Origin of the sequence: Priestia taiwanensis (assembly GCF_014638355.1) — a bacterium.
Lineage (GTDB): Bacteria > Bacillota > Bacilli > Bacillales > Bacillaceae_G > Priestia_D > Priestia_D taiwanensis.
In genome coordinates, this window is the sequence record NZ_BMFK01000001.1 from 1,000,511 (window position 1) to 1,027,034 (window position 26,524).

At 36.7% G+C, this 26,524-nt stretch carries 28 protein-coding genes; 8 read left to right on the plus strand and 20 right to left on the minus strand.

Translation table 11 applies throughout. The features are described 5' to 3' along the window. Window positions 1-9: 9 nt before the first annotated feature. From IEV41_RS05310 to IEV41_RS05330, 5 genes are all read right to left on the minus strand, one after another. Window positions 10-516 (minus strand): GNAT family N-acetyltransferase, encoded by a 507-nt coding sequence (locus IEV41_RS05310; protein ID WP_188387377.1) that lies wholly within the window; start codon window positions 514-516, stop codon window positions 10-12. A 33-nt stretch (window positions 517-549) separates the two neighbouring features. Beyond that, the gene (gene kynA, locus IEV41_RS05315; protein WP_188387378.1) at window positions 550-1,389 is read right to left on the minus strand and encodes a tryptophan 2,3-dioxygenase; all 840 of its coding nucleotides are present in this window, start codon (window positions 1,387-1,389) and stop codon (window positions 550-552) included. Next, on the minus strand, window positions 1,379-2,026 hold the full coding sequence (gene kynB, locus IEV41_RS05320; protein WP_188387379.1) for an arylformamidase: 648 nt from the start codon (window positions 2,024-2,026) through the stop codon (window positions 1,379-1,381). Before kynB ends, kynA begins: the two co-directional genes overlap by 11 nt. Before the next feature lie 3 nt (window positions 2,027-2,029). Continuing rightward, window positions 2,030-3,310 (minus strand): kynureninase, encoded by a 1,281-nt coding sequence (gene kynU / locus IEV41_RS05325; protein ID WP_188387380.1) that lies wholly within the window; start codon window positions 3,308-3,310, stop codon window positions 2,030-2,032. Window positions 3,311-3,396: 86 nt separating this feature from the next. After that, entirely contained in the window at window positions 3,397-3,852 is a 456-nt protein-coding gene (locus tag IEV41_RS05330) for a GNAT family N-acetyltransferase (protein WP_188387381.1), read from the minus strand. A gap of 123 nt (window positions 3,853-3,975) precedes the next feature. On the opposite strand from IEV41_RS05330, the gene IEV41_RS05335 reads away from it, so the two are divergent. Beyond that, window positions 3,976-4,416, plus strand: a complete 441-nt coding sequence (locus IEV41_RS05335) for a hypothetical protein (protein WP_188387382.1) — start codon at window positions 3,976-3,978, stop codon at window positions 4,414-4,416. Window positions 4,417-4,449: 33 nt separating this feature from the next. On the opposite strand, the gene IEV41_RS05340 is transcribed toward IEV41_RS05335, so the two are convergent. Then, window positions 4,450-5,160: a class I SAM-dependent methyltransferase gene (locus IEV41_RS05340; RefSeq protein ID WP_188387383.1), complete on the minus strand. Its 711-nt coding sequence runs from the start codon at window positions 5,158-5,160 to the stop codon at window positions 4,450-4,452. A gap of 250 nt (window positions 5,161-5,410) precedes the next feature. Here IEV41_RS05340 and IEV41_RS05345 point away from each other — a divergent pair, with 250 nt between their 5' ends. Continuing rightward, a complete protein-coding gene (locus IEV41_RS05345; RefSeq protein WP_188387384.1) occupies window positions 5,411-5,911 on the plus strand; it encodes a hypothetical protein in 501 nt (166 codons plus the stop codon). Window positions 5,912-6,010: 99 nt separating this feature from the next. Here the strand turns inward: IEV41_RS05345 and IEV41_RS05350 are convergent, their stop codons facing one another. Next, window positions 6,011-6,295, minus strand: a complete 285-nt coding sequence (locus IEV41_RS05350; RefSeq protein ID WP_188387385.1) for a hypothetical protein — start codon at window positions 6,293-6,295, stop codon at window positions 6,011-6,013. A gap of 181 nt (window positions 6,296-6,476) precedes the next feature. Beyond that, window positions 6,477-7,034 (minus strand): hypothetical protein, encoded by a 558-nt coding sequence (locus IEV41_RS05355; protein ID WP_188387386.1) that lies wholly within the window; start codon window positions 7,032-7,034, stop codon window positions 6,477-6,479. Between the two features lie 197 nt (window positions 7,035-7,231). On the opposite strand from IEV41_RS05355, the gene IEV41_RS05360 reads away from it, so the two are divergent. Next, on the plus strand, window positions 7,232-7,522 hold the full coding sequence (locus IEV41_RS05360; protein ID WP_188387387.1) for a YciI family protein: 291 nt from the start codon (window positions 7,232-7,234) through the stop codon (window positions 7,520-7,522). A 46-nt stretch (window positions 7,523-7,568) separates the two neighbouring features. On the opposite strand, the gene IEV41_RS05365 is transcribed toward IEV41_RS05360, so the two are convergent. The 9 genes from IEV41_RS05365 to IEV41_RS05405 form a co-directional block, all read right to left on the minus strand. After that, the gene (locus tag IEV41_RS05365) at window positions 7,569-9,188 is read right to left on the minus strand and encodes an ABC-F family ATP-binding cassette domain-containing protein (protein WP_188387388.1); all 1,620 of its coding nucleotides are present in this window, start codon (window positions 9,186-9,188) and stop codon (window positions 7,569-7,571) included. A 214-nt stretch (window positions 9,189-9,402) separates the two neighbouring features. Further along, window positions 9,403-11,826: a DNA topoisomerase IV subunit A gene (gene parC / locus IEV41_RS05370; RefSeq protein WP_188387389.1), complete on the minus strand. Its 2,424-nt coding sequence runs from the start codon at window positions 11,824-11,826 to the stop codon at window positions 9,403-9,405. 3 nt (window positions 11,827-11,829) lie between these two features. Next, window positions 11,830-13,794, minus strand: a complete 1,965-nt coding sequence (parE, locus tag IEV41_RS05375; protein ID WP_188387390.1) for a DNA topoisomerase IV subunit B — start codon at window positions 13,792-13,794, stop codon at window positions 11,830-11,832. 193 nt (window positions 13,795-13,987) lie between these two features. Continuing rightward, window positions 13,988-14,401: a CoA-binding protein gene (locus IEV41_RS05380; protein WP_188388689.1), complete on the minus strand. Its 414-nt coding sequence runs from the start codon at window positions 14,399-14,401 to the stop codon at window positions 13,988-13,990. Between the two features lie 152 nt (window positions 14,402-14,553). Beyond that, a complete protein-coding gene (locus tag IEV41_RS05385; protein ID WP_188387391.1) occupies window positions 14,554-15,873 on the minus strand; it encodes a S1C family serine protease in 1,320 nt (439 codons plus the stop codon). An 88-nt stretch (window positions 15,874-15,961) separates the two neighbouring features. Next, window positions 15,962-17,737, minus strand: coding sequence for a sensor histidine kinase (locus tag IEV41_RS05390; protein ID WP_188387392.1), 1,776 nt, complete (start codon window positions 17,735-17,737; stop codon window positions 15,962-15,964). 3 nt (window positions 17,738-17,740) lie between these two features. Next, window positions 17,741-18,415: a response regulator transcription factor gene (locus IEV41_RS05395; protein WP_188387393.1), complete on the minus strand. Its 675-nt coding sequence runs from the start codon at window positions 18,413-18,415 to the stop codon at window positions 17,741-17,743. A gap of 102 nt (window positions 18,416-18,517) precedes the next feature. Beyond that, window positions 18,518-18,967 (minus strand): anaerobic ribonucleoside-triphosphate reductase activating protein, encoded by a 450-nt coding sequence (gene nrdG, locus IEV41_RS05400; protein ID WP_188387394.1) that lies wholly within the window; start codon window positions 18,965-18,967, stop codon window positions 18,518-18,520. Continuing rightward, window positions 18,964-20,829, minus strand: coding sequence for an anaerobic ribonucleoside triphosphate reductase (locus IEV41_RS05405; protein WP_188388690.1), 1,866 nt, complete (start codon window positions 20,827-20,829; stop codon window positions 18,964-18,966). The genes nrdG and IEV41_RS05405 overlap by 4 nt, the downstream gene beginning before the upstream one ends. 238 nt (window positions 20,830-21,067) lie before the next feature. Here IEV41_RS05405 and plsY point away from each other — a divergent pair, with 238 nt between their 5' ends. From plsY to IEV41_RS05430, 5 genes are all read left to right on the plus strand, one after another. Further along, window positions 21,068-21,673, plus strand: a complete 606-nt coding sequence (gene plsY, locus IEV41_RS05410) for a glycerol-3-phosphate 1-O-acyltransferase PlsY (RefSeq protein WP_188387395.1) — start codon at window positions 21,068-21,070, stop codon at window positions 21,671-21,673. Between the two features lie 71 nt (window positions 21,674-21,744). After that, on the plus strand, window positions 21,745-22,509 hold the full coding sequence (gene map / locus IEV41_RS05415; RefSeq protein ID WP_188387396.1) for a type I methionyl aminopeptidase: 765 nt from the start codon (window positions 21,745-21,747) through the stop codon (window positions 22,507-22,509). A 78-nt stretch (window positions 22,510-22,587) separates the two neighbouring features. Then, on the plus strand, window positions 22,588-22,878 hold the full coding sequence (locus IEV41_RS05420; RefSeq protein WP_188387397.1) for a HesB/YadR/YfhF family protein: 291 nt from the start codon (window positions 22,588-22,590) through the stop codon (window positions 22,876-22,878). A 182-nt stretch (window positions 22,879-23,060) separates the two neighbouring features. Continuing rightward, window positions 23,061-23,390 (plus strand): PadR family transcriptional regulator, encoded by a 330-nt coding sequence (locus tag IEV41_RS05425; protein ID WP_188387398.1) that lies wholly within the window; start codon window positions 23,061-23,063, stop codon window positions 23,388-23,390. Further along, the gene (locus tag IEV41_RS05430) at window positions 23,387-24,544 is read left to right on the plus strand and encodes a DUF2812 domain-containing protein (RefSeq protein WP_188387399.1); all 1,158 of its coding nucleotides are present in this window, start codon (window positions 23,387-23,389) and stop codon (window positions 24,542-24,544) included. The genes IEV41_RS05425 and IEV41_RS05430 overlap by 4 nt, the downstream gene beginning before the upstream one ends. 64 nt (window positions 24,545-24,608) lie before the next feature. Here IEV41_RS05430 and trhO read toward each other — a convergent pair whose 3' ends face one another. The 3 genes from trhO to IEV41_RS05445 form a co-directional block, all read right to left on the minus strand. Next, window positions 24,609-25,568, minus strand: coding sequence for an oxygen-dependent tRNA uridine(34) hydroxylase TrhO (gene trhO, locus IEV41_RS05435; protein WP_188387400.1), 960 nt, complete (start codon window positions 25,566-25,568; stop codon window positions 24,609-24,611). A 293-nt stretch (window positions 25,569-25,861) separates the two neighbouring features. After that, the gene (locus IEV41_RS05440) at window positions 25,862-26,290 is read right to left on the minus strand and encodes an acyl-CoA thioesterase (protein WP_188387401.1); all 429 of its coding nucleotides are present in this window, start codon (window positions 26,288-26,290) and stop codon (window positions 25,862-25,864) included. Window positions 26,291-26,388: 98 nt separating this feature from the next. Next, window positions 26,389-26,523, minus strand: a complete 135-nt coding sequence (locus IEV41_RS05445) for an acid-soluble spore protein N (protein ID WP_188387402.1) — start codon at window positions 26,521-26,523, stop codon at window positions 26,389-26,391. Window position 26,524 lies beyond the last annotated feature (1 nt).

A 26,524-nucleotide genomic window follows, 5' to 3' on the forward strand; every position in this document is an offset into this window, starting at 1 on the left:
CCTTTCCTTTCACTCACCTATTTCCTTATAATATAAAACCGTATCATGATAGACATTTTCTGAAAGTGAATATGTAAACTTCGGAATTCTTCCACATATCGTATATCCAATTGTTTGATAGAAGTCGTTCGAACCATCCCCTGCACGTGTATCTAACACTAACAATGTGCATTTCTTTTGTTTTGCCTTCTCTTCAAGCTGACGCATGAGTCGGTGCGCTACTCCTTTTCTTCTAGCGTTAGGATGCACCATTAATTTGGCAACTTCCCCGCGGTGTAATCCATTCTCACGATTGCATACATGTAGTTGTACCGTGCCAACTAATTCATTGTTATCATATGCGACGAATAAAATCACACCTTTTTTCAAAAGATTTGCCCAGTATGTCCGAGCAATCTCTTCCTGAACGGGATCATGAAACCCAAGAGACGCCCCCTCCGCTACCACATCTATAAGAAGATCGATTAATTCCTCTTGCTCTGAGTACAATAATTCCGTAACCTCTTTTATCTTCATTTTCTTCCTCTCTTTCATACCATCAGAATAAACTTACAACGTCGTTCGTACATCCCATAACTCTGGGAAAAAGCGATGATCTAATACTTTCTTTAGATATGTAACACCTGATGATCCACCAGTTCCTACTTTATGCCCAATAATACGTTCAACTGTCTTCATATGACGGAAACGCCACTGTTGAAGCCAATCCTCAATGTCAATTAACTTCTCCGCAAGTTCATACAAATCCCAATACTTCTCCACGTTAGAATAGACAGCACACCACGCCTTTGCGACTGAATCGTCACTCTTATATGGGTTTGTCACATCACGTGTAAGTATTTCTTCGTTAATATGCAACCCTTCTCTTGCAAGTGCACGAATCGCTACATCGTATAAGCTAGGTGCTGCATATGCCTCTTGTAATATGTTCAAAAGTTCTGTATCTTTTTCATAAATAGTAAGAACATGCGGTGTTTTATATCCCAGTGCAAATTCAATCATACGATACTGATAGGACTGGAACCCGGAAGATTGACCAAGTTCGTCTCGGAATTCCAAATATTCCGACGGCGTTAACGTTGAGAGTACGTCCCATGCATGAATAATTTGTGATTGAATTTTCGATACACGTGCTAACATTTTAAAAGCCGGAGAAAGTTCTCCGTTACTTATACTTATAATCGCAGCTCTTATTTCATGCAACATTAGCTTCATCCACAACTCACTTACTTGATGAATAACGATGAATAACATTTCATCATGATGATCTGATAAACGCTGTTGGCTACTAAGTAACGTTTCTAACTTTAAATAATCACCATACGTCATATTGTTACGAAAATCAGTATGAATGCCAGCTTCTATTTTATCCACTTGTTTATCTGTCATCACTCTTCTCCCCCTCTATCTCTCGTAATACAGCGCGAACCGGGCTACCATCAGCGTCTTGCAATGCTAATGGCAAAGCAATAAGTTCATATTCCCCTTCTTTTACATGGTGAAGAACTAGATTCTCCAAAATGTGAATACCATGTGCAAACAAAGCATGGTGCGCTACTAACTCTTTACTTTCCACTGGATCAACAGAAGGAACATCGACTCCAATTAATTGAACGCCTTTCGCACATAAATACGATGCAGCCGCCTCTTCGATATACGGAATATAACGAGGGAATTCACTATCACTTGCATTTGGCGATAATTTGAGTAAAAGACGACTCACTCCACCTAACTGATAGTTTTCTAACTCTTTTATCCCAACTTGCTCAAACATAGAGACATCAATTACTCTTGCTTTTCCTATATATACGTTAATATCTAAATCTAGCACCTTTTTTCCGTTGTTATCAAAATGGAATGGTGCATCTACATGTGTTCCAGTATGAGTACTCATTGTTATTTTGCCGACATTTACTGAGCCACTTTGTTCCATCGGCCAATTTACTACATAGGAAAAAGGGGTATCACCTGGCCAAACAGCAATATCATTCGTTAACGCTTGTGAAATATCTATCCATTTCTTCATTGGCTATGCAACTACCTCTCGTGTATTTTCAAACTGCTTATATTGTTCTTTTTCCATAATTGTTTTTAGCGTTTGTACTGCTCTATGTACATTTTCAAATGAATTATAAAGGGCAACAGGTGCGAGACGAATACCATTCGGTGTACGGAAGTCTGGAATAACCTGATTTGCTTTCAATGCTTTACATATACGAGCTGCTTCTGGATGTTCCAAATAAACATGTCCACCACGTCGATGATCTTCTAATGGATTCGCAATAATAAAGCCATAGTTACTTAATTCTATTTCAATTAAATCCATCATATAACGAGTCAACTGTAATGACTTTTCTCGTAATCGTCCCATCGTTGCTTCTTGGAATAATTCGAGAGAACCTAATAACGGCGCAAGACTTAACATATGTGGTGTACCAATTTGGTATGCTCCAGCATGTTCAGCATGTGTTAACATATGTTCCATATCAAATTGTTTCTCTTTCTTTGAACCAAACCAACCGCCGAGGCCCGGCATCGTACCGAAATGTTTCTTGTTCATATACAAACCAGCAACTGCCCCAGGTCCTGCATTCAAGTACTTATAATGGCACCATACAGCGAAATCTACACCCCATTCAGATAATTCATGAGGAATTGCACCAATTGAGTGACATAAATCAAATCCTATTATAATATTTCGTTTATGTGCCTCCTCTGTCAGAAGCTTCATATCTAATATTTGTCCACTTCGATATAACACGCTCGGTAATAAAATAAGTGCCACATCTTCTGTCATTGCTTGGATAATAGCCTGTTCGGATAGTATACGGCCATCAGTGCTTTTCACACGAATAAGATGTTCATCCGGGTCATATCCCTTCAAGCGAAGTTGGCTTTGTAATGCATAAATATCAGAGGGAAATGTTAATTCGTCAGCAAGTATTTTTGTTCTTTTTGCAGTAGGCTTATACAATGTTGCAACTGCCTGATGAATATTCGTCGTAGTAGAACCAGTTACAATTATCTCTTCTGAAGCGGTGCCAATTAAGGGAGCAAGAGATGATCCTAGCTGTTCAGATACATAAAACCATGGATTTTCTCCTAATGTCCACCCGTCAATCCCTAATTCTTTCCACGAATTCAATAAAGACAATAATGATTTCTCTGCTCTTTTGGATAACAATCCCAAAGAATTTCCATCTAAATAAATCGTACCTTCTTTTTGATAGAACTCTCCGCGGAATGATGCCAATGCATCTTGCTGGTCTAAAAGTTGCGCATAAGAAAGAGTCGTGTCTACATGTCTCATACATTAACCTTCCTTTTTTAAAAAGTTTTTTATATTCTGAATTTTATACCTTTTAATGAGATATGTAAACAAACCTCTCCCTTTACTTACACGAACGACTTCTCCATCTTTACTAGTGTCAGCTTATCAGTTAGATAGATTTCTTCTACTAATCGAAATCCAAATCGCTTATATAGATGAATTGCAGGAGTATTTTTCTTTGCTGTCGACACAATAACTTTGTCTAGTTGCTTAGGTAAATATAGTACCTTCTTCATCAATTCCTGCGCGATTCCTCTTCGAAAATGCGTTGGTTTCACAATAACACGATGAATATCGAGAACATTATCTACTACCTTATAGGAAATTGCACCTACTAACTTGTTTTCCATGTAATATCCATAAAATGTTTCTTGTGAAGCTTGCAATACTTCCAATGTTTCCTTTAATGGTGGCAAATCATGAAAATCAATTAAATTCGCTTCTACCTTATATGACTCTAGTTGCATAGTATATAACTCTTTCGCTGTTTCTTGATTATCTACATCCAATAAACAAATCATCTCTGCATTCTCCTTTTATTTTTCTAGACAATAGCATCTATATATTTTCGATAAATGAGCTAAACGTACAAGCAAGGCATGGACGTTATACATATAGTGACTAAAGAAAGGGAGGGATTATTCATGTACTATGATACATGTCGTAAGTACGAAGGTAAAGTAGTAAAAATCCGTGATAAGCATGGTCAGCTACACGTTGGAAAAATTACAAAAGTAGAGCGTGACCGCGTGTGGATTGAACCAACTTCATCCGATCGTGATGGACGCAAAGGTGAAAAAGAATGTTCTCGTAAAGATAAAAAAAGACGTGAGCACAAAAATTCACATAGAAGAGAACGAGATGATTTCTTCAATAACAGCTTCTTCTACAACGGTGATGGCGGGTATGATAATAATGGCAAGAAACGTCGCCGTCGTCGTAAAAAACGTGATTGCGGCGGTGACGTATGCGCTTATGATGGCGGATATGGTCGTGGTGGCGGCTGGGGTTGGGGCTGGGGCGGCTATCCTATCGCCTTTGGTTTCATTACTGGTATCGCTCTTGCTGCTTTATTCTTCTTCTAATAAAATACGAGAAGCCGACTTCATCGTCGGCTTTTATTTTTTGCATATAAATACCCGGTGCCCTAATACCTCTCTATATTTCTCGGTGATATGTTGATGCGTACTCCATACATTCCATAAGTGTGAAGGAATGGGGTGATTCAACATTGTCTCACCATTATGAGGGGTTGTTTCCGCAATTGTTTGTCTCAACAATACTTTGTATTTGGAAAATCCTGCTCTTGCAAATGACATACGCCACTCTTCCTCAGTTAAGATGTTAGGAATATTATATAACTGACAAATCTCTTTTTCTTCTTCCTTTTGAAGTTGCTTTTCTTTTGTCATTTCAATAGCTAGTAATACTCCATCTTTTTTTAACACTCTCGTATACTCTTTTAGCGCAGCTGGGATATAACAAAAAGCTGTTACTGATTCAGAAATAATGATGTCAAATCTTGAATCTTGAAAAGGTAGGTTCTCTGCTTGTGCATTGAATAATTTAATAGGCAGCTGTAATTGATGAAATTTCCGTTGTGCTTTTGCAAACATCTCACTGTTCGGTTCGATCGCTGAAACATCACATTTATATTGTTCATATATGTAACCAGCTGTTTTTCCTGTTCCACACCCTACTTCTAACACACTCATTCCACTCGCAATTCTAACAGCTCCTAACATTTTTTTTGTTAATTCAAATCCACCTGGGTGGGCCTCTTCTACACCTAAATATGCTAACAAGTCAAAGTAGCTACAATTATTCATAACATATTCTCCTTCCGTAACTCACTTCCCATTTCACGTAGATGGAGTATTTATATAATTATATGTATCGCCTCCATCATGTATAAACATTTTCATGTACAATTCAAAATCTATTTTTCTATGTTTATACACCATAAACACAATCCCATTGTCTATCACAAGAATAAGATAACTATAAAGTTAAACTTCAATTAGTGGGCTTATTGTCGCTTGTTAATGAAGAATAAATAATGAAAAGGAGTTGTTACATGTGTCACTCATCGAGAATATGGACAACATGTTCTTTGGACCAAGAAATCGGCGAAACCGACGAAATCAAGAAGAGAGCCAAGATAGACGGCGGAGACGAAAGAAAAAGAATAGACAAAATAGAAGCAATAGAATAGATAATCGTCGTAGTATTAACATTAATAATACAAACACGAATACGAACACAAATACCAACACTGACACAAATACGAATACAAATACTATTAGGGACAACGATGGCGTTAACAATAACAGCACTAACAATAATTCTAATAATAATATCCGACGAGAAGAAGATGGACGTCGCTTTCGCTCCACAGGCGCTGGCGTTCTATTTGGTATACCTGTTGGAACAACAGTATATATTCGCATTGGTACTAGGGCAGAAAGAAGAGCCGTTTTTCAAGGCTTAGTTAATGAAATTGCATTATTTACTATTCCCGCTTCTCAAGGTATAGTACGAGTGCCTCTGTCTAATGTTACGTCAGTTCGAATAGCATAATGTATAAATAAAAAGACCTCACAGAAATGTGTGAGGTCTTTTTATTTGATTACCACCAGCGATTTTTGCAACCGCAGTTACAATTTCTTGAATAGCCAGTTAACGTTCTACAACCAGGACCTTTTTGTTTCTTGCATCCACAACCGCCGCTATGGCCACCACTATGACCGCCGTAACTAGATTTTCTGCATCCGCAACCACTGCTTGAGCCGCCTCCGTGTCCACCGCATCCACAACGTTTTTTGCATCCGCAACCGCTATGACCGCCATCATCATTTCCCTTACACGTACAAGTACATTTACATTTACAAGTGCAATTGTTTCCACCGTTGTTTCCGCCACCGTTGCAACCACAGTCATGTTCTTTAGTGAATTCTTCTTCATGATATCCCATATTCTCTTTCCTCCTTCTAAAATTGGTAATCTTATTTCTCTACTAACATATGAAAGAAAGAAAAATATGTAAGGATACTTGTCTTTGTTTTGAAAAAAAGGCGGGTACCTTTTTCAAAGAAAAAACCAATGTACATTAAGCATACATTGGCTTTTTGACCTACCTATCTCTCTACCAACAATGCCATCCGCAACCATGCTGTTGATATTCGTGGTTATCATACGAAGATTGTTTGTACTCATTCTTCTCAGGACGATCACGCTTTTTAGACTTTTCGCATTCACTATGCACAGGTTTCTCTTTTCGCTTCGAACTATCTCTTCTACCCTCACGTTTTGAATCACTTTTATCACGATTTCTTCTACCTTCACGCTTTGAATCGCCCTTATCACGGTCTCTTCTACTTCCATACTTTGAATCGCTCTTATCACGGTCTTTTCTACTTCCATACTTTGAATCGCTCTGATCACGATCTTTTCTACTTCCATACTTTGAATCGCTCTTATCACGGTCTCTTCTACTTCCATACTTTGAATCGCTCTTATCACGGTCTCTTCTACTTCCATACTTTGAATCACTCTTATCACGATCTTTTCTACTTCCATACTTTGAATCGCTCTTATCACGGTCTTTTCTATCTGAACGCACACTTTCTTTATCACGTCTTCTATAAGACTTTTCGTCTTTGTACGAAGAATCTTTTCTGCGCTTTTCTCTATACTCCGCCATCTTACAGCCCCCTTTCACCTAACATATAGCCTCTTCCCTATAACATACGTTTAGATACACATATTTGCATGAGACAAGCGACTATTTTTCCATCGTATGCAGATGCAAAATTTATCGAAATAAAAATAAAACAGCATATAGAAATAAATATTATAATTAATTGTGAAGAAAATCACAATTAAGGTGGAGGATAAATAATGCGAGCAGTAATTATTTACACAAAGGGGCCTGCTTGGATTGACGATAAACCATTTTGGGAACAGGGATTACATCCACATCGTCTTTACTTAGTCGATGTCTTACAAGACCGCTTAGTTTCTGCTGGACCATTCACCGACCATACTGGTGGTTTAGTCATTATCAATGTTGAAACGTTAGAAGAAGCGGAAGAAGTTACGGAAAACGATCCTGCTGTACTAGAAGAAAAATTCACCTACGAAGTTCATCCTTGGAAACCATTAGAAGGATTATTTGTGGAAAACGGATAATAAAAAAGCGAACTAGCCATAGGCTAGTTCGCTTTCACATGCTTACTTATTTATACATACCGTCTACTTGTTTTTGTGCTTCATCATTTTCTAAATACTCATCATACGTACATTGCTTATCTACAATACCAGATGGTGTTACTTCAATGATACGATTCGCAATTGTTTGAACGAACTGATGGTCATGAGATGTGAATAATAACGTACCTTTGTAGCTAATTAATCCTTCATTCAGGGATGTAATTGACTCAAGGTCTAAGTGGTTTGTTGGGTCATCAAATACTAATACATTCGCTCCGCTAAGCATCATTTTTGATAACATACAACGAACTTTCTCTCCTCCAGATAGAACGCTTGATTTCTTCATTACTTCTTCACCAGAGAATAACATACGTCCTAAGAAACCACGTAAGAAGCTGTCGCTCTCATCGTTCGGTGAGAATTGACGTAACCAATCAACTAAGTTTAATTCGCTGTTGTCGAAGAACTCAGAGTTATCGCGTGGGAAGTATGCTTGAGAAGTTGTAATACCCCACTTGAATGATCCACTATCCGCTTCCATTTCACCCATTAAAATTTTGAATAATGCAGTTAACGCGATATCATTACGACCAATAAATGCAATTTTGTCACCTTTATTAATTGTGAATGATACGTTATCTAATACTTTTTCACCATCGATTGTTTTTGAAATACCTTCTACAAATAATAAGTCATTTCCTGCTTCACGGTCTGGTGTAAAACCACAGAATGGATATTTACGTGATGATGGTTTAATATCATCTAACGTAATTTTGTCTAATAACTTTTTACGAGAAGTTGCTTGTTTCGCTTTCGATGCGTTTGAACTAAAACGAGCGATAAAGTTTTGTAATTCTTTAATCTTCTCTTCTTTTTTCTTATTTGCATCATTTGCCATTCTAGCAGCTAATTGACTTGACTCATACCAGAAATCATAGTTACCAACATATAATTGGATTTTTCCGTAGTCTAAATCAGCCATGTGTGTACATACTTTGTTTAAGAAGTGACGGTCATGGGATACAACAATTACAGTGTTCTCAAAGTTCATTAAGAAGTTCTCTAACCACTGAATCGCTTTTAAGTCTAAATGGTTCGTCGGCTCATCCAGTAATAGGATATCAGGTTGTCCGAATAATGCTTGTGAAAGTAATACTTTTACTTTCTCCGCACCTGTTAATTCTGACATTGTTTTGTAGTGAAGATCTTCACCGATACCTAAACCTTTTAGTACGATTGCAGCTTCTGATTCAGCTTCCCAACCATTTAATTCAGCGAATTCACCTTCTAATTCAGCTGCTTTCATACCATCTTCATCTGTAAACTCTTCTTTCATGTAGATAGCATTTTTCTCTTGCATTACTTCATACAGACGAGTATGACCCATAATAACTGTTTCTAACACTTGCATTTCTTCATACTCGAAGTGGTTCTGCTTTAATACTGCTAAACGCTCACCAGGTGTAATAATAACATCACCTGTGTTTGCTTCAATTTCACCAGATAAAATCTTTAAGAAAGTTGATTTACCTGCACCGTTCGCTCCAATTAATCCATAACAATTTCCTGGCGTAAACTTAATGTTAACATCTTCAAATAATTTACGATCTCCATATCTTAAACTTACATTACTAACTGCGATCATTTACTTTCCTCCAAGTTATACAAATTCACATGTATACTATCATACCATGTTACAAAAGGAAAATGAATGTATTCCCATGATATTTCTACATATATCATGTAACTTTATCCTTTTTTCACATAGAAAATAGTTATTATGCATCCAATTATATACAAATAAGAAAAACTGACTCGAAAAAATCGACTAACATCAATTTTCCGAGCCAGTTGTTTCATCATTCTGGCGTTGTATCTTTCCACATCTTAATAATTTTACCAGCCTCATCTATATCAATAACCAATGAACCATTACTATATTGATCTGCTGGCTTACATCCACTTGGATCAACTTCAACCATACCTGATTTCTCTGTTTGAATCATTACTTTATCTGTCAATTTGACAAGCTCCGCACCTACAAAACGGTACGGATTTGTTTTTAATTCTCTTAATAATACTACTCCACGCTTCGCGCGACTTGCTTTTTCAAATACTTTCATTTTCATTCTCTTCACAGAACCGCGCTGTGTTAATAAGAAAATATCTTGATCTTGCTCAGGCGATACTAATAACCCTCTCACAACAAAATCATTTTCTTTTAGGTTAATCCCTTTCACACCAGCTGCTCGTACACCAAATATATTTACTTCTTCTTCAGAGAACCATAATGAGTAACCTTGGTTTGTCACAAAGAAAATATCTTGTTTGCCATCTGTTACATATACATCAACAACTCGATCATCTTCCTTTAAGTTAATAGCTACTAACGAACGTGAATAGCGTTGTACTTTGTATGGCAATAGTTCTGATTTCTTAATCATTCCATTTTTTGTTACAAATAGTAAGTAACGCGATTCTTCAAAGTTTTTAATAGGAATTGCTTTCAAAATGACTTCTTCAGAATCCATCTTAATAATATTTGCAACATGTTGTCCTAAGTCTTTCCAACGAATATCTGGCAATTCATGAACTGGTACATATAAGTAACTTCCCTTATTCGTGAATAGTAGGAGCGTATCTGTCGTATTCATTTCAAATTGCGATAAGAGACGGTCTGACTCTTTCATACCGAAGTCTTTTCCATTTGATGCTGTGAACGATCGAATACTTGTACGTTTCACATAACCATCTTTCGTTACCGTAACAATAACATCCTCTTGCGGAATCATCTTCTCTAAATTAATTTTAATTTCTTCAATTTCTTTCTCTACAACTGTACGACGCTCATCGTTATAGGTCTTCTTGATTTTCTTCAAGTCTTGTTTGATAACAGATAATAGCTTACGCTCGCTATTTAAAATAGATAATAGCTCTGTAATTTTTCCATTTAACTCGTCTGCTTCTTTTTCTAACGACGTGATATCCGTGTTTGTTAAGCGGTATAACTGTAACGACACGATTGCTTCTGATTGCGGTTCTGTAAACCCAAACTTATTCATTAAGTTATCTTTCGCATCACGCTTATCTTTTGACGCACGAATTGTCTCAATTACTTTATCCAAAATAGACAATGCTTTAATCAATCCTTCTACTACGTGTTGACGCTCATTCGCTTTCTTCAGCTCGTAGTTCGAACGATTTGTTACTACTTCTTTTTGATGTGCAATATATGCATCTAAGAAGTTTGGTAGGCTCATCAATTTAGGACGTTTATTATAAATTGCAACCATGTTGAAGTTATACGGAATTTGTAATTCTGTATTTTTGTATAAGTAGTTCAAAATAATTTCTGCATCGCTGTCTTTTTTCAACTCAATCACAATGCGTAATCCTGTTCGATCTGTTTCATCACGTACTTCTACAATACCATCTAATTTCTTATCTAAGCGTAGTTCATCAATTTTCTTGACTAAGTTCGCTTTGTTCACTTCATACGGGATCTCTGTTACAACAATTTGTTGTTTACCACCACGAACCGCTTCAATTTCTGCTTTTGCTCGAATGATGATTTTCCCTTTGCCCGTTTCATATGCTTTCTTAATACCATCAAAACCTTGAATAATTCCACCTGTTGGGAAATCTGGCCCTTTCATAAGGGTCAATAAGTCATCCACCGTACATGTTGGTTGATCAATTCGCATCATTGCAGCATCAATTACTTCTCCTAATTGATGTGGCGGAATTTCTGTCGCATATCCAGCTGAAATACCTGTTGAACCATTCACTAATAAATTTGGGAACATTGCTGGTAATACAACAGGCTCTAACGTCGTATCATCGAAGTTAGGAACAAACTCAACCGTCTTCTTGTCGATATCGCGTAATAATTCAGATGCGATAGGTGAAAGCCTTGCTTCTGTATAACGCATTGCAGCTGGTGGATCACCGTCTACACTACCATTATTCCCATGCATCTCTACTAATAAGTTACGTACTTTCCAGTCTTGACTTAAGCGCACCATCGCTTCATACACAGAACTATCACCGTGAGGGTGATAGTTACCAATAACATTACCGACTGTTTTCGCAGATTTACGGAATGCTTTCTCTGCTGTATTTCCTTCTACAAACATTGAATAAAGGATACGACGTTGTACGGGCTTTAATCCATCGCGTGCGTCAGGTAATGCACGTTCTTGAATAATATATTTACTATAACGACCGAAACGATCTCCTAACACATCTTCAAGAGGAAGATCATGAAATTTCTCAGCTTGCATCCATTACTCCCCCTCTTCTACTGTTATATGTTCATTTTCTAGAATATTTGTTTCCTCATCTAAGCCAAAAGCAACATTACGCTCAATCCATTTACGGCGCGGCTCTACTTTGTCGCCCATTAACGTTGTAACGCGACGCTCAGCTCTTGCTGCATCATCAATTTTCACACGAATTAACGTACGTGTTTCTGGGTCCATTGTTGTTTCCCATAACTGTTCTGCGTTCATTTCACCAAGACCTTTGTATCGTTGGATCATATAACCTTTGCCGATTTTCTTTATTGCTTTCTGTAAATCATCCTCTGACCACGCATATTCCATTACTTCTTTCTTTCCGCTTCCTTTGCTCACTTTATATAAAGGCGGTAGCGCGATAAATACCTTACCAGCCTCAATCAATGGACGCATGTAACGGTAGAAGAATGTTAGTAATAAAACTTGAATATGCGCACCGTCTGTATCAGCATCGGTCATAATGATAACTTTATCATAATTAATGTCTTCAACAGAGAAGTCTACACCGACCCCGCCACCAATCGCATAAATAATTGTATTGATTTCTTCATTTTTGAAGATATCTGCTAATTTTGCTTTTTCTGTATTAATTACTTTTCCGCGTAACGGTAAGATTGCTTGGAACTTACGATCACGTCCTTGTTTAGCCGAACCTCCGGCAGAGTCACCCTCTACTAAGTATAATTCATTGCGTGCGGGGTTCTTTGACTGTGCTGGTGTTAACTTTCCACTCAACGTTCCTTCCGAACGCTTTTTCTTCTTTCCGCCACGTGCTTCTTCACGAGCTTTACGCGCCGCCTCACGCGCTTGTTGTGCCTTAATTGCTTTCCTTACAAGTAATGTCGCTGTTTCTGGATTCTCTTCTAAGAAATAGGCTAAGTGTTCCGATACAACCGCATCTACAGCTGAACGCGCTTCACTCGTTCCTAGCTTTCCTTTCGTTTGTCCTTCAAACTGCAATAATTCTTCAGGTATACGAACAGACACGATAGCAGATAACCCTTCGCGAATGTCTGCACCATCTAGATTCTTATCTTTTTCTTTTAGTAAGTTCGTCTTCCTAGCGTACTCATTCATCATACGTGTCATGGCTGTCTTCGCACCAATTTCGTGTGTACCACCGTCTTTTGTACGTACGTTATTTACGAATGAAAGAATGGTCTCAGAGTATGCATCGTTAAATTGAAAGGAGAATTCAACTTCGATATTCCCTTGCTCACCTTCAATAAACACAACTGGGTGTAACGTATCTTTTTCTTCGTTTAAATACGTAACAAACGCTTCAATACCATTCTCATAATGGAATATATCTTCTACGTCATGACGCTCGTCTCTCAATGTAATCTTTAAACCTTTTAACAAGAATGCTGATTCTCGTAGACGTTCACTTAATGTATCATAATTGTAATTTGTTGTACTGAAAATAATCGGATCTGGTTTGAAATGAATCGTTGTACCCGTTTGATTCGTACGACCTTTTTTCTCAAGCGTCGTAACTGGGTTACCTCCACGTTCAAATCGCTGCTCATATACAGTACCATCACGCTTAATTGTGACAGTTAGCCACTCAGATAACGCGTTCACGACCGATGCGCCTACACCGTGTAAGCCACCACTTGTCTTATATCCACCTTGTCCAAATTTACCACCTGCGTGTAAGACCGTTAAAATAACTTCTGGTGTCGGTTTTCCTAGCTTATGCATACCCGTTGGCATTCCGCGACCTTTATCTTCTACACTAATACTATTATCTCTATGTATTGTTACGTTAATTTCATTTCCATAGCCAGCAAGCGCTTCATCTACTGAGTTGTCTACGATTTCATATACGAGGTGATGCAAACCACGACTATCTGTGCTACCAATATACATACCAGGTCTTTTGCGTACAGCTTCAAGGCCTTCCAGTACTTGAATTGCATCTTCATTATAATTAAATTGCTGTTTCGTCAAGCTACTTACTCCCTTCCCGCTAAAAACAGAACATTTGTTTCTATCTAACCATATTCTTGTTCGCTTTGTCTATATGTAATCCAAAAAATATGTATATTCTTCTTTTATAACGCTTTACGCTCATTACATAAAGAAAACTAATCCCTACATAACAAGGATTAGCCGTTCTATAATAACTATTTCATAGAAATGCCTACTTTGTCAACGCTTGTTCAACCTTTATACATCGATCCATAATAACAGTATAGCCTTTTTCCTTTAAGAAGTTATAGGCTTTTTCATCAACAACTTCTTGTTGTGTCCAAAATACTTTCGCATCTATTTCATCAAACTGCTTTGCTAAATCATATACATACTCACTTCTTCTAAAGACATTCACAATATCAATAGGACCTTCAATATCTTTCAACGAAGCAACTGCCTTTTGTCCTAGTACGTAATCTGCATGAGGATTTACAGGAATAATTTCATAACCAGCTCGCTGCATTGCTTCACTAACCATAAATGATGTTCGAAGTGGATTTGGTGATAGCCCAACAACTGCTATACGTTTACTTTCTTTTAAAATTACACCTATTTCTTGACGAGATGGATTTTTAATTGCCATCACTAGTCCCCTCCTTTGTATTCTCTCCCCATTTTACAAGTATTTCCTCACGTATTGCAATAGTCTTTGTGACTTATCTGAAAAAAGAGCTTTTCGCCCAGAACATTATGTCCGTATGCGAAAAGCTCTATTCATTCTTCCATGTATCCTCGTTATCTCTTAGCTTTTGTTTCAGCAAGTTTTACTGTTGAATGTTGTATTTTTCCGTCACGGTAGTATGACACTTTCATGGATTCACCTACTTGTTTCTTCTCAAATAAGTGTTTGCGCAGATCTACAACTGATTTAATTGGTTGATCATCGAAGCTAACAATCACATCGTACATCTTCAGTCCTGCCTCTTCTGCTGGCGATTCCGCTTCTACCGATTCAACAATTACTCCGCTCGTCACATCATTTGGTAAGCGTAGTCTTTCTGCACGTGCTTGATTAGAAATTGCTTCTAATGGATATAATCCTACACCTAAGTATGGGCGCTTTACCTCACCGTGTTTCTCTAATGATTCTACAGGTGCCTTTGCAACATTAATTGGGATAGCGAATCCAATACCTTCTACAGATTGCTTCGCAATTTTACTTGAGTTGATTCCAATAACTTCTCCTTTTGCATTTAAAAGTGCTCCACCACTATTCCCAGGATTAATCGATGCATCCGTCTGAATAACTTGCGCTTCCCAATCTGGACTACCATTCTCATCTATATCCATTGGAATTAAACGCTCTTTACTACTAATAATCCCTCTCGTTACAGTTCCTTCTAAAAATCCTAATGGGTTACCAATTGCAATTGCCGGTTCGCCAACTAACACATCATCCGAATTACCAAACTTCGCAACATGTTGGACTTGTTTACCATCTACTTCAAGTACAGCTAAGTCCAACCAAGGGTCTCCGCCGAGTAACTTCGCCTCTAGCTTCGTACCATCATCTAATTTAACTTCTAATTTTTTCGCTCCTGCTACAACATGATTATTTGTTATGATATATGCCTTATCGCCCTCTTTTTTGTATACAACACCTGAACCGCTACCAGCTTCCTTATCGCCGTATTCAGAACCGAAGAACGACCCCATACTTTGGTAACTTGTAATACCAACAACTGATTTTTTCGCTTCTTGAATCATTGATGTTAAATCTTGCTCTGACACATTAATTACACTTGTTGGAAATTTAGGTGCTGTTTGATTCGCACCTAAATCAATCACATCACTCTTATTATATACATAAGCGCCCCCTAGGATAGCGGAAGATGCAATTACTCCCCCTAGTAGCCCTGCTAAGAAAGTTTGACCGATTTTACTTTTCTCTTTTTTATTTGATTTCTCTACACGCGTTTCTTCTGACTCTTCTCTTTCGTTTGACTGAACTGGCACAGATTGTTGAACACTCTCTTCTTTCTTTTCTGTCCCCTCTTGATCAACACGCTCATTTCTTTCTTCATTTGATTGATTATTTTGTTCAAAACGATCCATAAATACCACCCTTTTTGCTTCATATGTTCGATTTATTAATTAAAATATATCCTTATTATGTGTATTTTGTGTGTATTTAGGTTGAACTCTACTCTTTTTTCTCTGTTTCCTCATGAATAGGTAAATAGAAGTAAAATCTCACACCGCTCTCTTTATTCTCAACACCAAATGACACATCATGTAGTTCAAGGATATTACGAACAATAGATAATCCTAATCCTGTTCCACCTTTGTGACGATTTCTTGAATCATCTACTCGGTAGAAACGATCCCAAAGTTTCCCCATTAATTCTTCTGGAATATGAGGCCCTTCATTTTCGATTTCAATACGCACTACCCCTTCTTCCTTTATGAGGCGGATAACAATATCACTGTCTTCGTTCCCATATCTTACCGCATTCGTAATAAAATTGGTCATTACTTGTTCAATTCGACGTCTATCTGCTACTACTTCATAATCATCATCCGTAACAAACTCTACGTCCATATTCTTTTCTTGCAAGACGAATAATAGTTTATGATAAACATCGTCTAGTAAACCAACAATTGAGAATCTGTCTGTATCAACATGGTATGTCCCAGATTCTAGTTTCGCTAGTTCAAGCATATCGATTACTAACGTGTCCATCTTTTCGATTTCTTCTAGAATAACCTCCGTATAGTATGCTGTTCGTTCTTTTGAAATATTGTCTTTAATTCCTTCTGTATAACCTTTAATCACACTAAGTGGCGTTTTCAACTCATGAGAAACACCTGAAATAAATTCTCGACGTGTATTTTCTAGCTTGCGTTCTTTTTCAATATCTTTTTGAAGCTGTTTGTTTGCAACTTGTAATTCATCAATTGTCTTCTTCAAATTATCAGACATCTTATTAATACTAAGAGATAAACTTCCTATCTCATCATTGGAATTTGTCCGGATTTTCTCTGAAAAATCAAGCGAAGCCATTTTCCTCGTAACGCGGTTCATCTTAATTAATGGATGTGTGATAATTTTTGAGAAATAAAAAGAAATAAAGATTGTTAACAATAAAGAAACAAAAAACGCATACCAATAGAAACTTTCTACTACTCCAACGGCTTCATCTACAGGTTGTAGCGATGTCATCGTGAAAACAATTTCTTTGACCTCTTCCCCCTCTATAACCGGCTTTACAAAAATCTTATTTTTGATACCACTCAAACTATCTGTATATTGATAAATATTAACTTGATTACGAAGTTCAAATTCTTCATTAATTAAACTCCATATCCATTTCTGCAGTCCTCTATAAAACATGGCCAACTGAGAGGATGTAGAAATCTGATCACCACTAGGCATCGTTATTTGAACAATCTCACCTTGGATTGTGATTGGATTACGAGACCAATACTCATCCGTCCATACCCTATGCCCTGATTGAATAATGACCGGGATAAAAGAACCATTATTATAATTACCTGTTATTTTAACCTTACTTCCTTCTTTTAATCCTAACTTCTCTATTTCCTCTTGATCCCCACCGGCTAAAATATTTGTTAATGGTACACTTACTTCTTTATTATTATTTGTTCGAACAACAAAACCAAATAAATGCTGATAACTCTCCTGCTTCTTATCAGTCTCATCCATGCTCAAAACAACTAAATTAGCATTATTACGTTCGTAGAAATTTCGTATTTCTTCTTTTAATTGGTCCGGTTCCCATCCTTCTTTTTCATAGGCCGCTACAAATTTATTTAAAGCATTTTCAATAGAATCTTCTTTTTTCATTAAATAGAATTTCTCTAAAAAAAATGTTTGAGCGACTGTCACAATAGAAGTAAACACACCGAATACAAGTGTAATTGCTAAGAATAACTTAAAAACAATACTTGTTCTCATCTGTTACACCTCAAACTTATAGCCCGCACGTATTACTGTTCGAATATAAATAGCTTTCTCCCCTAGCTTTTTACGTAATTTTTTAATATGGGTATCTACTGTTCGATCATCTCCGTAATAATCATATCCCCAAATTTGGTTTAATAAATTTTCACGTGATAGGACAATTCCTTTGTTTTCAATTAAGTAAGTTAGAAGCTCAAACTCTTTGTGCGTTAAAATAATCTCTTCTCCGTCTACACGGACAATACGAGATAGCTGATTTACGTCTATTCCTCCAATAGAAATTGCTCCCTCTTCTTTTCCACCTGTTCCTTCTGCACGCTTTAGCATCGCCTTAGAACGAGCCACCAATACTTTTGGACTAAATGGCTTCGTCACATATTCATCTGCACCTAACTCAAATCCTAATAATTTATCATCTTCATCCGAGCGTGCCGTTAACATAATAATTGGTACATCCGATATTTTCCGAATTCTTCTACAGACAGACCATCCATCTAATTCTGGTAACATAATGTCTAAAATAATAAGGTGAATTTCTTCTTCTCTAAATATGTCAATTGCTTTTTGTCCATTCTCTGCTTCAAATACGTTAAAACCTTCATTAGTGAAATAATCGACAGTTATGTCTCTTAATTTCTGTTCATCTTCGACAATTAATATATTTCGTTTCATTAGTTTTTTCCCACCTTTACTTCTATACATCCTCATTCTATAGTAATAACAATTTGTTGAAAAGACAAAAACGCCTTGTTTTCCAACAAGGCGTTTTGTCTTTTACGATAATCTAATAATTCGTTGATTACAACTCCCTCTAAATGGAAGGCTTAAATCTTTTTCTTTTTCTACAAAAGGTCCATCTACTAATACATCTGCATAGGACAATAATTGAACCATATGTTCATTACTTGATTCATAGATTTTTTCTATTGTATATCCAGTATATATCCATAAGTTCTTTCCTGCTTCTTTGACCCGCTTCGCTAAAGTCTTTACTTCTTCTGCTTGATAGAAAGGTTCTCCGCCTGAAAATGTCACGTCTGTCAACTCATTGTTCATTATCTCACAAAGAATTTCATCCGCGGACATATCGACACCGTTTTCTATATTCCATGACTTTGGATTATGGCATCCTTTGCAAAAGTGTGGGCAGCCAGCGAAGAATATCACCGTTCTTAAACCTTCTCCATCAACAACGCTATCGTGAACAATATTCATTACTTTCATGAATGCTTCACCCTATCTTCCTCTTCTCGTTGCTTCGCCGTATTCCATTTTGTTAAATCCCCTACTAAATAACCTGTAATACGTCGAATGCGCTCAATTTCAGAAGCATCTTCATTGCCACAAGCAGGGCATTGTTCATAAATAATTCCTTTATAACGACAACATTTACACGTATCAACTGGGTGATTAATTGAACCATATCCAATGTTATTCGTTGCCATAGCACGAACGATTTTGTCTAGCGCTTCAATATTGTGTGTCACGTCTCCATCTAATTCAATATACGTAATATGTCCTGCATTACAATACGTATGAAACTTCCCTTCAATACGAATTTTATCAATGGCTTTAATAGAATAATAGACAGGAACATGGAACGAATTTGTATAATAATCTCTATTTGTTATTCCTTCTATTTCCCCAAATTCTTCACGATCTTTCCGTGTGAACTTACCAGATAATCCTTCCGCTGGTGTTGCAATTAAAGAGAAATTCAAGTTATATTGTTGTGTCGCATCGTCCATTCTTTCGCGCATATGACGAATAATACGTATTCCTAATTGTAAAGATTCCTCTGATTCGCCGTGATGCTTGCCAATCAGTGCAACAAGACATTCCGCTAAGCCAATAAACCCTACACTAAGAGAACCTTGCTTAATAATTTCTCGTACATGTTCATGTAATGGCAGTTGTTCAGACCCTTTCCATACACCTTGCGTATATAAAAACTTAAAGTCAGCAACTAATTTTGATGCTTGGTACTCATAACGCTCTAACAACTGTTTAATTGCTATATCAATATATCGATCTACAGTATGGAAGAACGTTTCAACGTTCTTACTCATTAACGCTAATTTCACTAAGTTAATGGAAGTGAACGATAGATTACCACGACCAATGGCATTTTCCTCACCATGAATGTTCCCCATAATACGTGTTCGACATCCCATATAACATACTTCACTTTCATGTGTACCATTATAATATTGTAAATTAAACGGAGCATCCACAAAGGAAAAGTTCGGGAATAATCGCTTCGACGTCGTTTCTAACGCTAAACGATACAAATCATAATTGATATCCTCTTTCGAAAAATTAATTCCCTTCTTTACTTTGAAAATTTGAATCGGGAATATTGGCGTCTCACCGTTCCCTAAACCAGCCTGCGTAGCTAATAATAAATTCTTTGTTAGCATGCGTCCTTCTCTCGATGTGTCCGTTCCGTAGTTAATACTAATAAACGGTACTTGCCCTCCTCCTCTTGAATGCATCGAATTTGCATTATGAATGAATGCTTCGCATGCTTGATACACGTCACGTTCTGTTTCTTTCCAAGCAATCCCTTCTGTTTGTTCAACAGTGAGCAACATTGGATAAGATTCAATTCGTTTCTTATTCTTTTCAAATGTTTTTCGTACATACGGAGCTAAATCTATATCAAATAACGGAAATGCTTGACCGCCATGTTGCATATTTTGATTCGCCTGCAAAATAATCGCAGCTAACGCCATCGCGCTTTTAATATCTTTTGGTTCACGCATATAACCATGTCCAGTATTAAAGCCATTTTCCAGTAGTTTTCCTAAAGGTATCTGAGAACATGTAGTTGTTCCTGTTACGTAAAAATCTAAATCGTGGGGATAAATAATATTTTCTCTCATCGCTTCTTTTGTTACATCAGATAACAAATACGTAGTTGCATATACCCGTGCACCTTCTGATCCAAACTTTCCTAATTGTCCCATTGGTGAACGACCATCAACATTCGCATTCTCTTGCATTAAGTCTTGATTGTCGACCTTCACAATGTGGTGAAACGCTTCTATTAGTCCACCTACTTGCTTGTTCTTATCATTTTTCATTGTATCCACTATGAAAACCTCCTTTAAATAATCCAAAGAGACACCATATATAGTTATTTATTTAATTTTAAACACACTATATTGTGTTTTATTGTATTTAATTTGATTATAGTCAATAATTTCATGGAAAACAATCTTGATTTTTTTATTTTTATCCAGAGAACTATTCGATTCTTGTTATAAGTATGTTATGATAGGACTTGGTATCTTATCGTTTTATTGACATCTAAAGGAGAAAATGAATATGATATTTTTATTAATTATTTTAGGTTACTTATTAGGATCTATTCCATCTGGCCTTATCGTTGGTAAATTAGGATACGGAACAGATATACGTGATCATGGTAGTGGTAACCTAGGTGGTACGAATACCTTTCGTACACTAGGAAAGAAAGCTGGATTTATCGTGACCATCGCTGACATTCTAAAAGGAACAATCGCAACACTCTTACCTTGGTTATTACAAGTTGATGTTAATCCATTATTTATTGGAACGTGTGCTGTTATCGGACATATGTACCCACTATTTGCTGGATTCCGAGGTGGAAAAGCGGTCGCAACATCCGCTGGAGTTATCCTAGGATACACACCAATTATCTTTATTATCTTGTTCTTTGTCTTCATGGGATGTTTATTAACCACTAAATATGTATCTCTTTCATCGATGTTAACATCCGTAGCAGCAATCATTGCATCTGTTATTAAACATTTGACGCAAGGATCTGACATTCCTCTTATTATTATCATGTCCTTACTTGCTGCGTTTGTCTTCTATCGTCACCGTGCAAATATTGGACGCATTCTTAAGAAAACAGAACCAAAAGTTAAGTTGTTTAAGTCTTAAGTCTATTTGCCTTTTGCAAATAGACTTTTTAATATGAATACTATAAGAGATCACATAAAGGAGCATTCAACATGATTATTAAATACGATTATGAATTAGAAGCATTAAAGAAAATCGGTCGCATCGTTGCATTAGCACGCGAAGAAATGAAGAAACAAGCCAAACCAGGAATGACAACGAAGGAATTAGACTTAATTGGGAAACGTGTATTAGAAGAGCACGGTGCTACTTCTGCACCTGAAAAAGAATATAACTTCCCAGGAACAACTTGCATTAGCGTAAATGACGAAGTAGCACACGGTATTCCTAGTGACCGAGTTCTACAAGATGGTGATTTAGTTAATGTTGACGTTTCTGCAGCATTAGATGGATACTACGCTGATACAGGCGTATCATTCGTTATCGGTGAAGGTGATGAAGTAAAAAATCGTCTATGCGAAGTTGTTCAATTAGCATTCCAAGAAGCATTAAAACAAGCTCGTGCAGGTAAAAAACAAAACCAAATTGGCCGTGTTGTTGAAAAAACAGCAAAAGAAAATGGATTTACAGTAATTAAAAACTTAACAGGCCATGGCATTGGTAAGAGTCTTCACGAATCACCTGATCATATCTTAAACTACTACGAAGCATTCGATAACAAACTATTCAAAAATGGTACAGTTATTGCGTTAGAGCCTTTCGTTTCTGCTGGAGCACAATTTGTAGAAGAAGCTTCTGACGGCTGGACATTCAAAACACCAGATAAGAGCTTAGTAGCACAATATGAGCATACAATCGTTATTACAAAAGATGAGCCAATCATCTTAACCGCTCTTGAAGAAGATTCTTTAGCATAATTAGAAGCATATTAGTAGCATACAACATAGAGAAAACACTATACTAGAAATGAACATTCGTTCAAGGAGGTCATAACAATGAACATTACAATTGATAAGGCAGCATTTGATTTCTATAAAGAAGACTTCGGATTTGAATCTGGTGACCATGTTCGCCTATTCGTATTATACGGAGGATGTAGCGGTGTACAACAAGGATTGTCATTAGGTATTCGCCTAGATACCCCTGTTATCCCTACTACACAAACAGTTGTAGACGGCGTTACATTCTACATCGAAGAGGATGATTTATGGTTCTTCGACGGACATGATTTACATGTGACGTACGAAGAAGGAAAAGAGTCCCCTACTTTCAACTATATTAAATAATTTTACTTTTCCATTCGCCCATCACATAGTGTGATGGGCTTTTTTCATCCCTTTCCTTACATGTATTTTTTTCCATAAATATATGTTTATCTATTGTTTTACTATGTCATGACGTGATATAGTCATGGTATGACATATTTAACCATGACATAATTTGTTATCCCATGGAAGGAGCATTTATTGTGGATTGTGAAAAAGTCTTAAAAAAATACGTCCCTATGACAGAAACCGCCTTTTACATCTTACTTTCCCTAACAAGGCCGCGACATGGATATGGCATCATTAAACACGTAAATGAAATTTCAAACGGTCGTATTCAACTTGGTTCAGGTACTGTATACGGAACATTGACGAAGATGCAAAAGGACGGTGTTATTACTGTATTTGCTGATGCAGAACGAAAAACAGTATATGAAGTAACCGAGATCGGCAAAGTACTCATTCGCGCCGAAATAACAAGACTGAAAGAATTACATCATAACGCACTAACATACGAGGGGGAATTTACATGAAGAAAGTCTATAAACCACTCTGGAGTTTTGACCTACTAAAAACAGAACAATGGTTATCAGACATGGCACTACAAGGATTCCACTTAGTAACATTCAATCGCTTAAGCCGTTGCTTTTATTTTGAAGAAAGTGTACCAAAACGAGTGACGTATCGTATAGGATTTGAGAAAAGAAATAACATATGGCCAAGTACACTATTAAATGAAGGATGGGAGAAAATCGTTCAACGCGGTGGCTGGTATATTGCAGTAAATGAGCGGCCTATAGACACCATTCGAATGTTTCCGGAACGTGAGAGTATAGTAAAGCGCAACCAAATTATTAAATATGCATTTACGGGCTTATTCGCTTATTTAGTATTCCTTATTATCTCACTTTCTTTCGGATTAATTGCTCATATAAGCGGTGCACCTAATGTTCAAGAAAGCCCTTATTGGGCAATAACATACGCTGCATTTTTCATCGCGATTCTCCTTGCTCTGTTCATCCATCGCTGCATGAAAAAAATTAATTCAAACCATTATGTAATGATGCCTATTCATACAACTCAGCACAACAGTCTTCCTAGCACAACAAGAAAACAGCCTACAGGAGAAATAATAACAAAAATAAAATTCGGGTGGATTCATTCCCCTGATAAGCTTGAGAAATGGCTTGAAAAAATGGAGACAAACGGATTTCACCTATATCGTGTCGGTACATTTGGAATAACATTTTATTTTGTAAAAGATACCCCACGTACCATTCGTTATTGTGTGGACTATCAAACTTTTTGCAACCATACCTACACTCAAATTCATGAAGACGCTGGATGGAAGCAGCTTTTCTCTTCCTCTGCCTCTATAGATAAATGGACAATATGGAGCTGTGAATACGCTGATAATGAAGCAACACCTCAAATGTACTATGATAAATCAGAACACTTAAAACAAGCTAAAAAAGTTGCTATTAGACATAGCACTTGGCCTATTCCGTTCATTACTATCATGCTATTTAATATGTATAGCTCCTTTAACGTGATGCTTCGTGACGAAACATATTCAATTAGCCCTTTAAGTATCTCGTTACCAATCATAGCTATTCTTCTTTTTAGTTTATTTATTGCTAAAGGATGGCTATATGTACTACGACTTAAAAAACAACATCAAAATTAATAGAAAAAAAGACTAAATGAAAAAGCAGATAATCCATCTGTTTTTTCATTTAGTCCATACTAATTTACTTCTCAGCTTCAATTTTTTCTAATGCAGCAGTTACTTGCTCTTCTGTTAATTCATGTTCTTTCACATAACGGTTACGTGGATGTACACGGCACTCATGTGAACAAGCTCGTAAATGCTTCGCTTCATTTTCTTCAGAACATAAAATTTTCTTATTGCATTCTGGATTTGCACAATTTACATATCGCTCACAAGGTTCATTTGTAAAATGATCTCTTCCAACAATAACATGTTCTTTTTGATTTACTGGAACGGCGATACGTTCGTCAAATACGTAACATTGTCCATCCCACAGTTCACCTTGTACTTCTGGATCTTTTCCGTACGTAACAATCCCACCGTGAAGCTGACTTACATCCTCAAATCCTTCTCGAACTAACCAGCCAGAAAATTTCTCACATCGAATTCCACCTGTACAATACGTTAAAATCTTTTTACCTTCAAGAGCTTCTTTATTTTCTCTAATCCAATCTGGTAATTCACGGAATGATTCAATATCTGGTTTAATCGCACCTTTAAAGTGCCCTAAATCAAACTCATAGTCATTTCTTGCATCGATAATAACTGTATCTTCTTGTTGCATTGCTGCATAGAAATCTTTTGGCTCTAAATACTTCCCAGTTATTTCTTTCGGATTAATGTCATCTTCTAAGCGAAGTGTAACTAATTCTGGACGAGGACGCACGTGCATTTTTTTGAATGCATGGCCTTCTTCTTCATCTACTTTAAAGACAGTCCCAGCAAAACGAGGATCATTTTCCATTGCTTCCATGTATTTTTCTGTTTGTTCAACAGTACCTGAAACAGTTCCATTTATTCCTTCTGTCGCTACAAGAATTCTTCCTTTTAATTCAAGTGAATGACAAAACTCTAAATGTTGCGCAGCGAATTCTTCAGGGTTTTCAATTGTAGTATACATATAGTAAAGTAAGACTCTATATGGTTTTGTAGTTGTCAATTTATTTCTACCACCTATCTAAGTTTTTAAATCATATATAAGTTAACAAGTATCTTAAAATATACTAGTAAAGAAAAACTATATACAAGATTACACAGTAAAACACTGTGATTATGATGTAATCCTACTATATTATATACCATACAATTTCGTTTCCAACAATTAATATTCCGGATTATAGTCTTTTGTTCACATAAATTTCAAAATTAGCCCGTTTATTTAATAAACCACAAAAAAATAACGCCACTTTTAAGTAACGTTATTTCACCAAAAATTTTTATTATACAGTCTTGTTATTCTTCTACCTTATACTTATTCTCTTCATAGACTTTATGCCACTCTGGCAATACACGCTTCACAATAATTGGACGGAAATCTTCTTTGTTCACACAAACATGGCGGCTTGTTGCTTCAATGCATACTTCACCTTGTTCATTTACAACTTCATAAGCGTAGCTCGTTTGCACACCAGTATTTTCTTGAATCCATGTCTTTATTGTCACTGTTTCACCATAATGTGTTGGTCGCTTGTATGAAATTGATAAGTCAACAACTGGTGATACAATGCCACGTTTTTCTAACTCTGCATAGCTGAATCCTAAATCTTTAATTAATTGTGTTCTCCCTATTTCCATCCATACAAGATAATTTGCATGATAGACAACACCCATTTGATCTGTTTCTGCGTAACGAATTTCTATCTCTTTTTTTGAAATAAACACTGTGATGCCTCCCCTTGCCATCTATATTATATCTACTATCTTAACGAAAGCTACGTAAAATGAAAACAAAAAGCTGTCAAAACTGACAGCTTTTTTGTTCAACCATTCGTTACATCTGGTTGTTTATTCGATTTGTCTTGCATTTGTTTTCCTTTGTTACCACCTGCTGCACGTGTTGACGTTCCTAGCTGGTTATTCGCAAAGTCTTTTGAGTTTTTCTTTGGATTACCCATC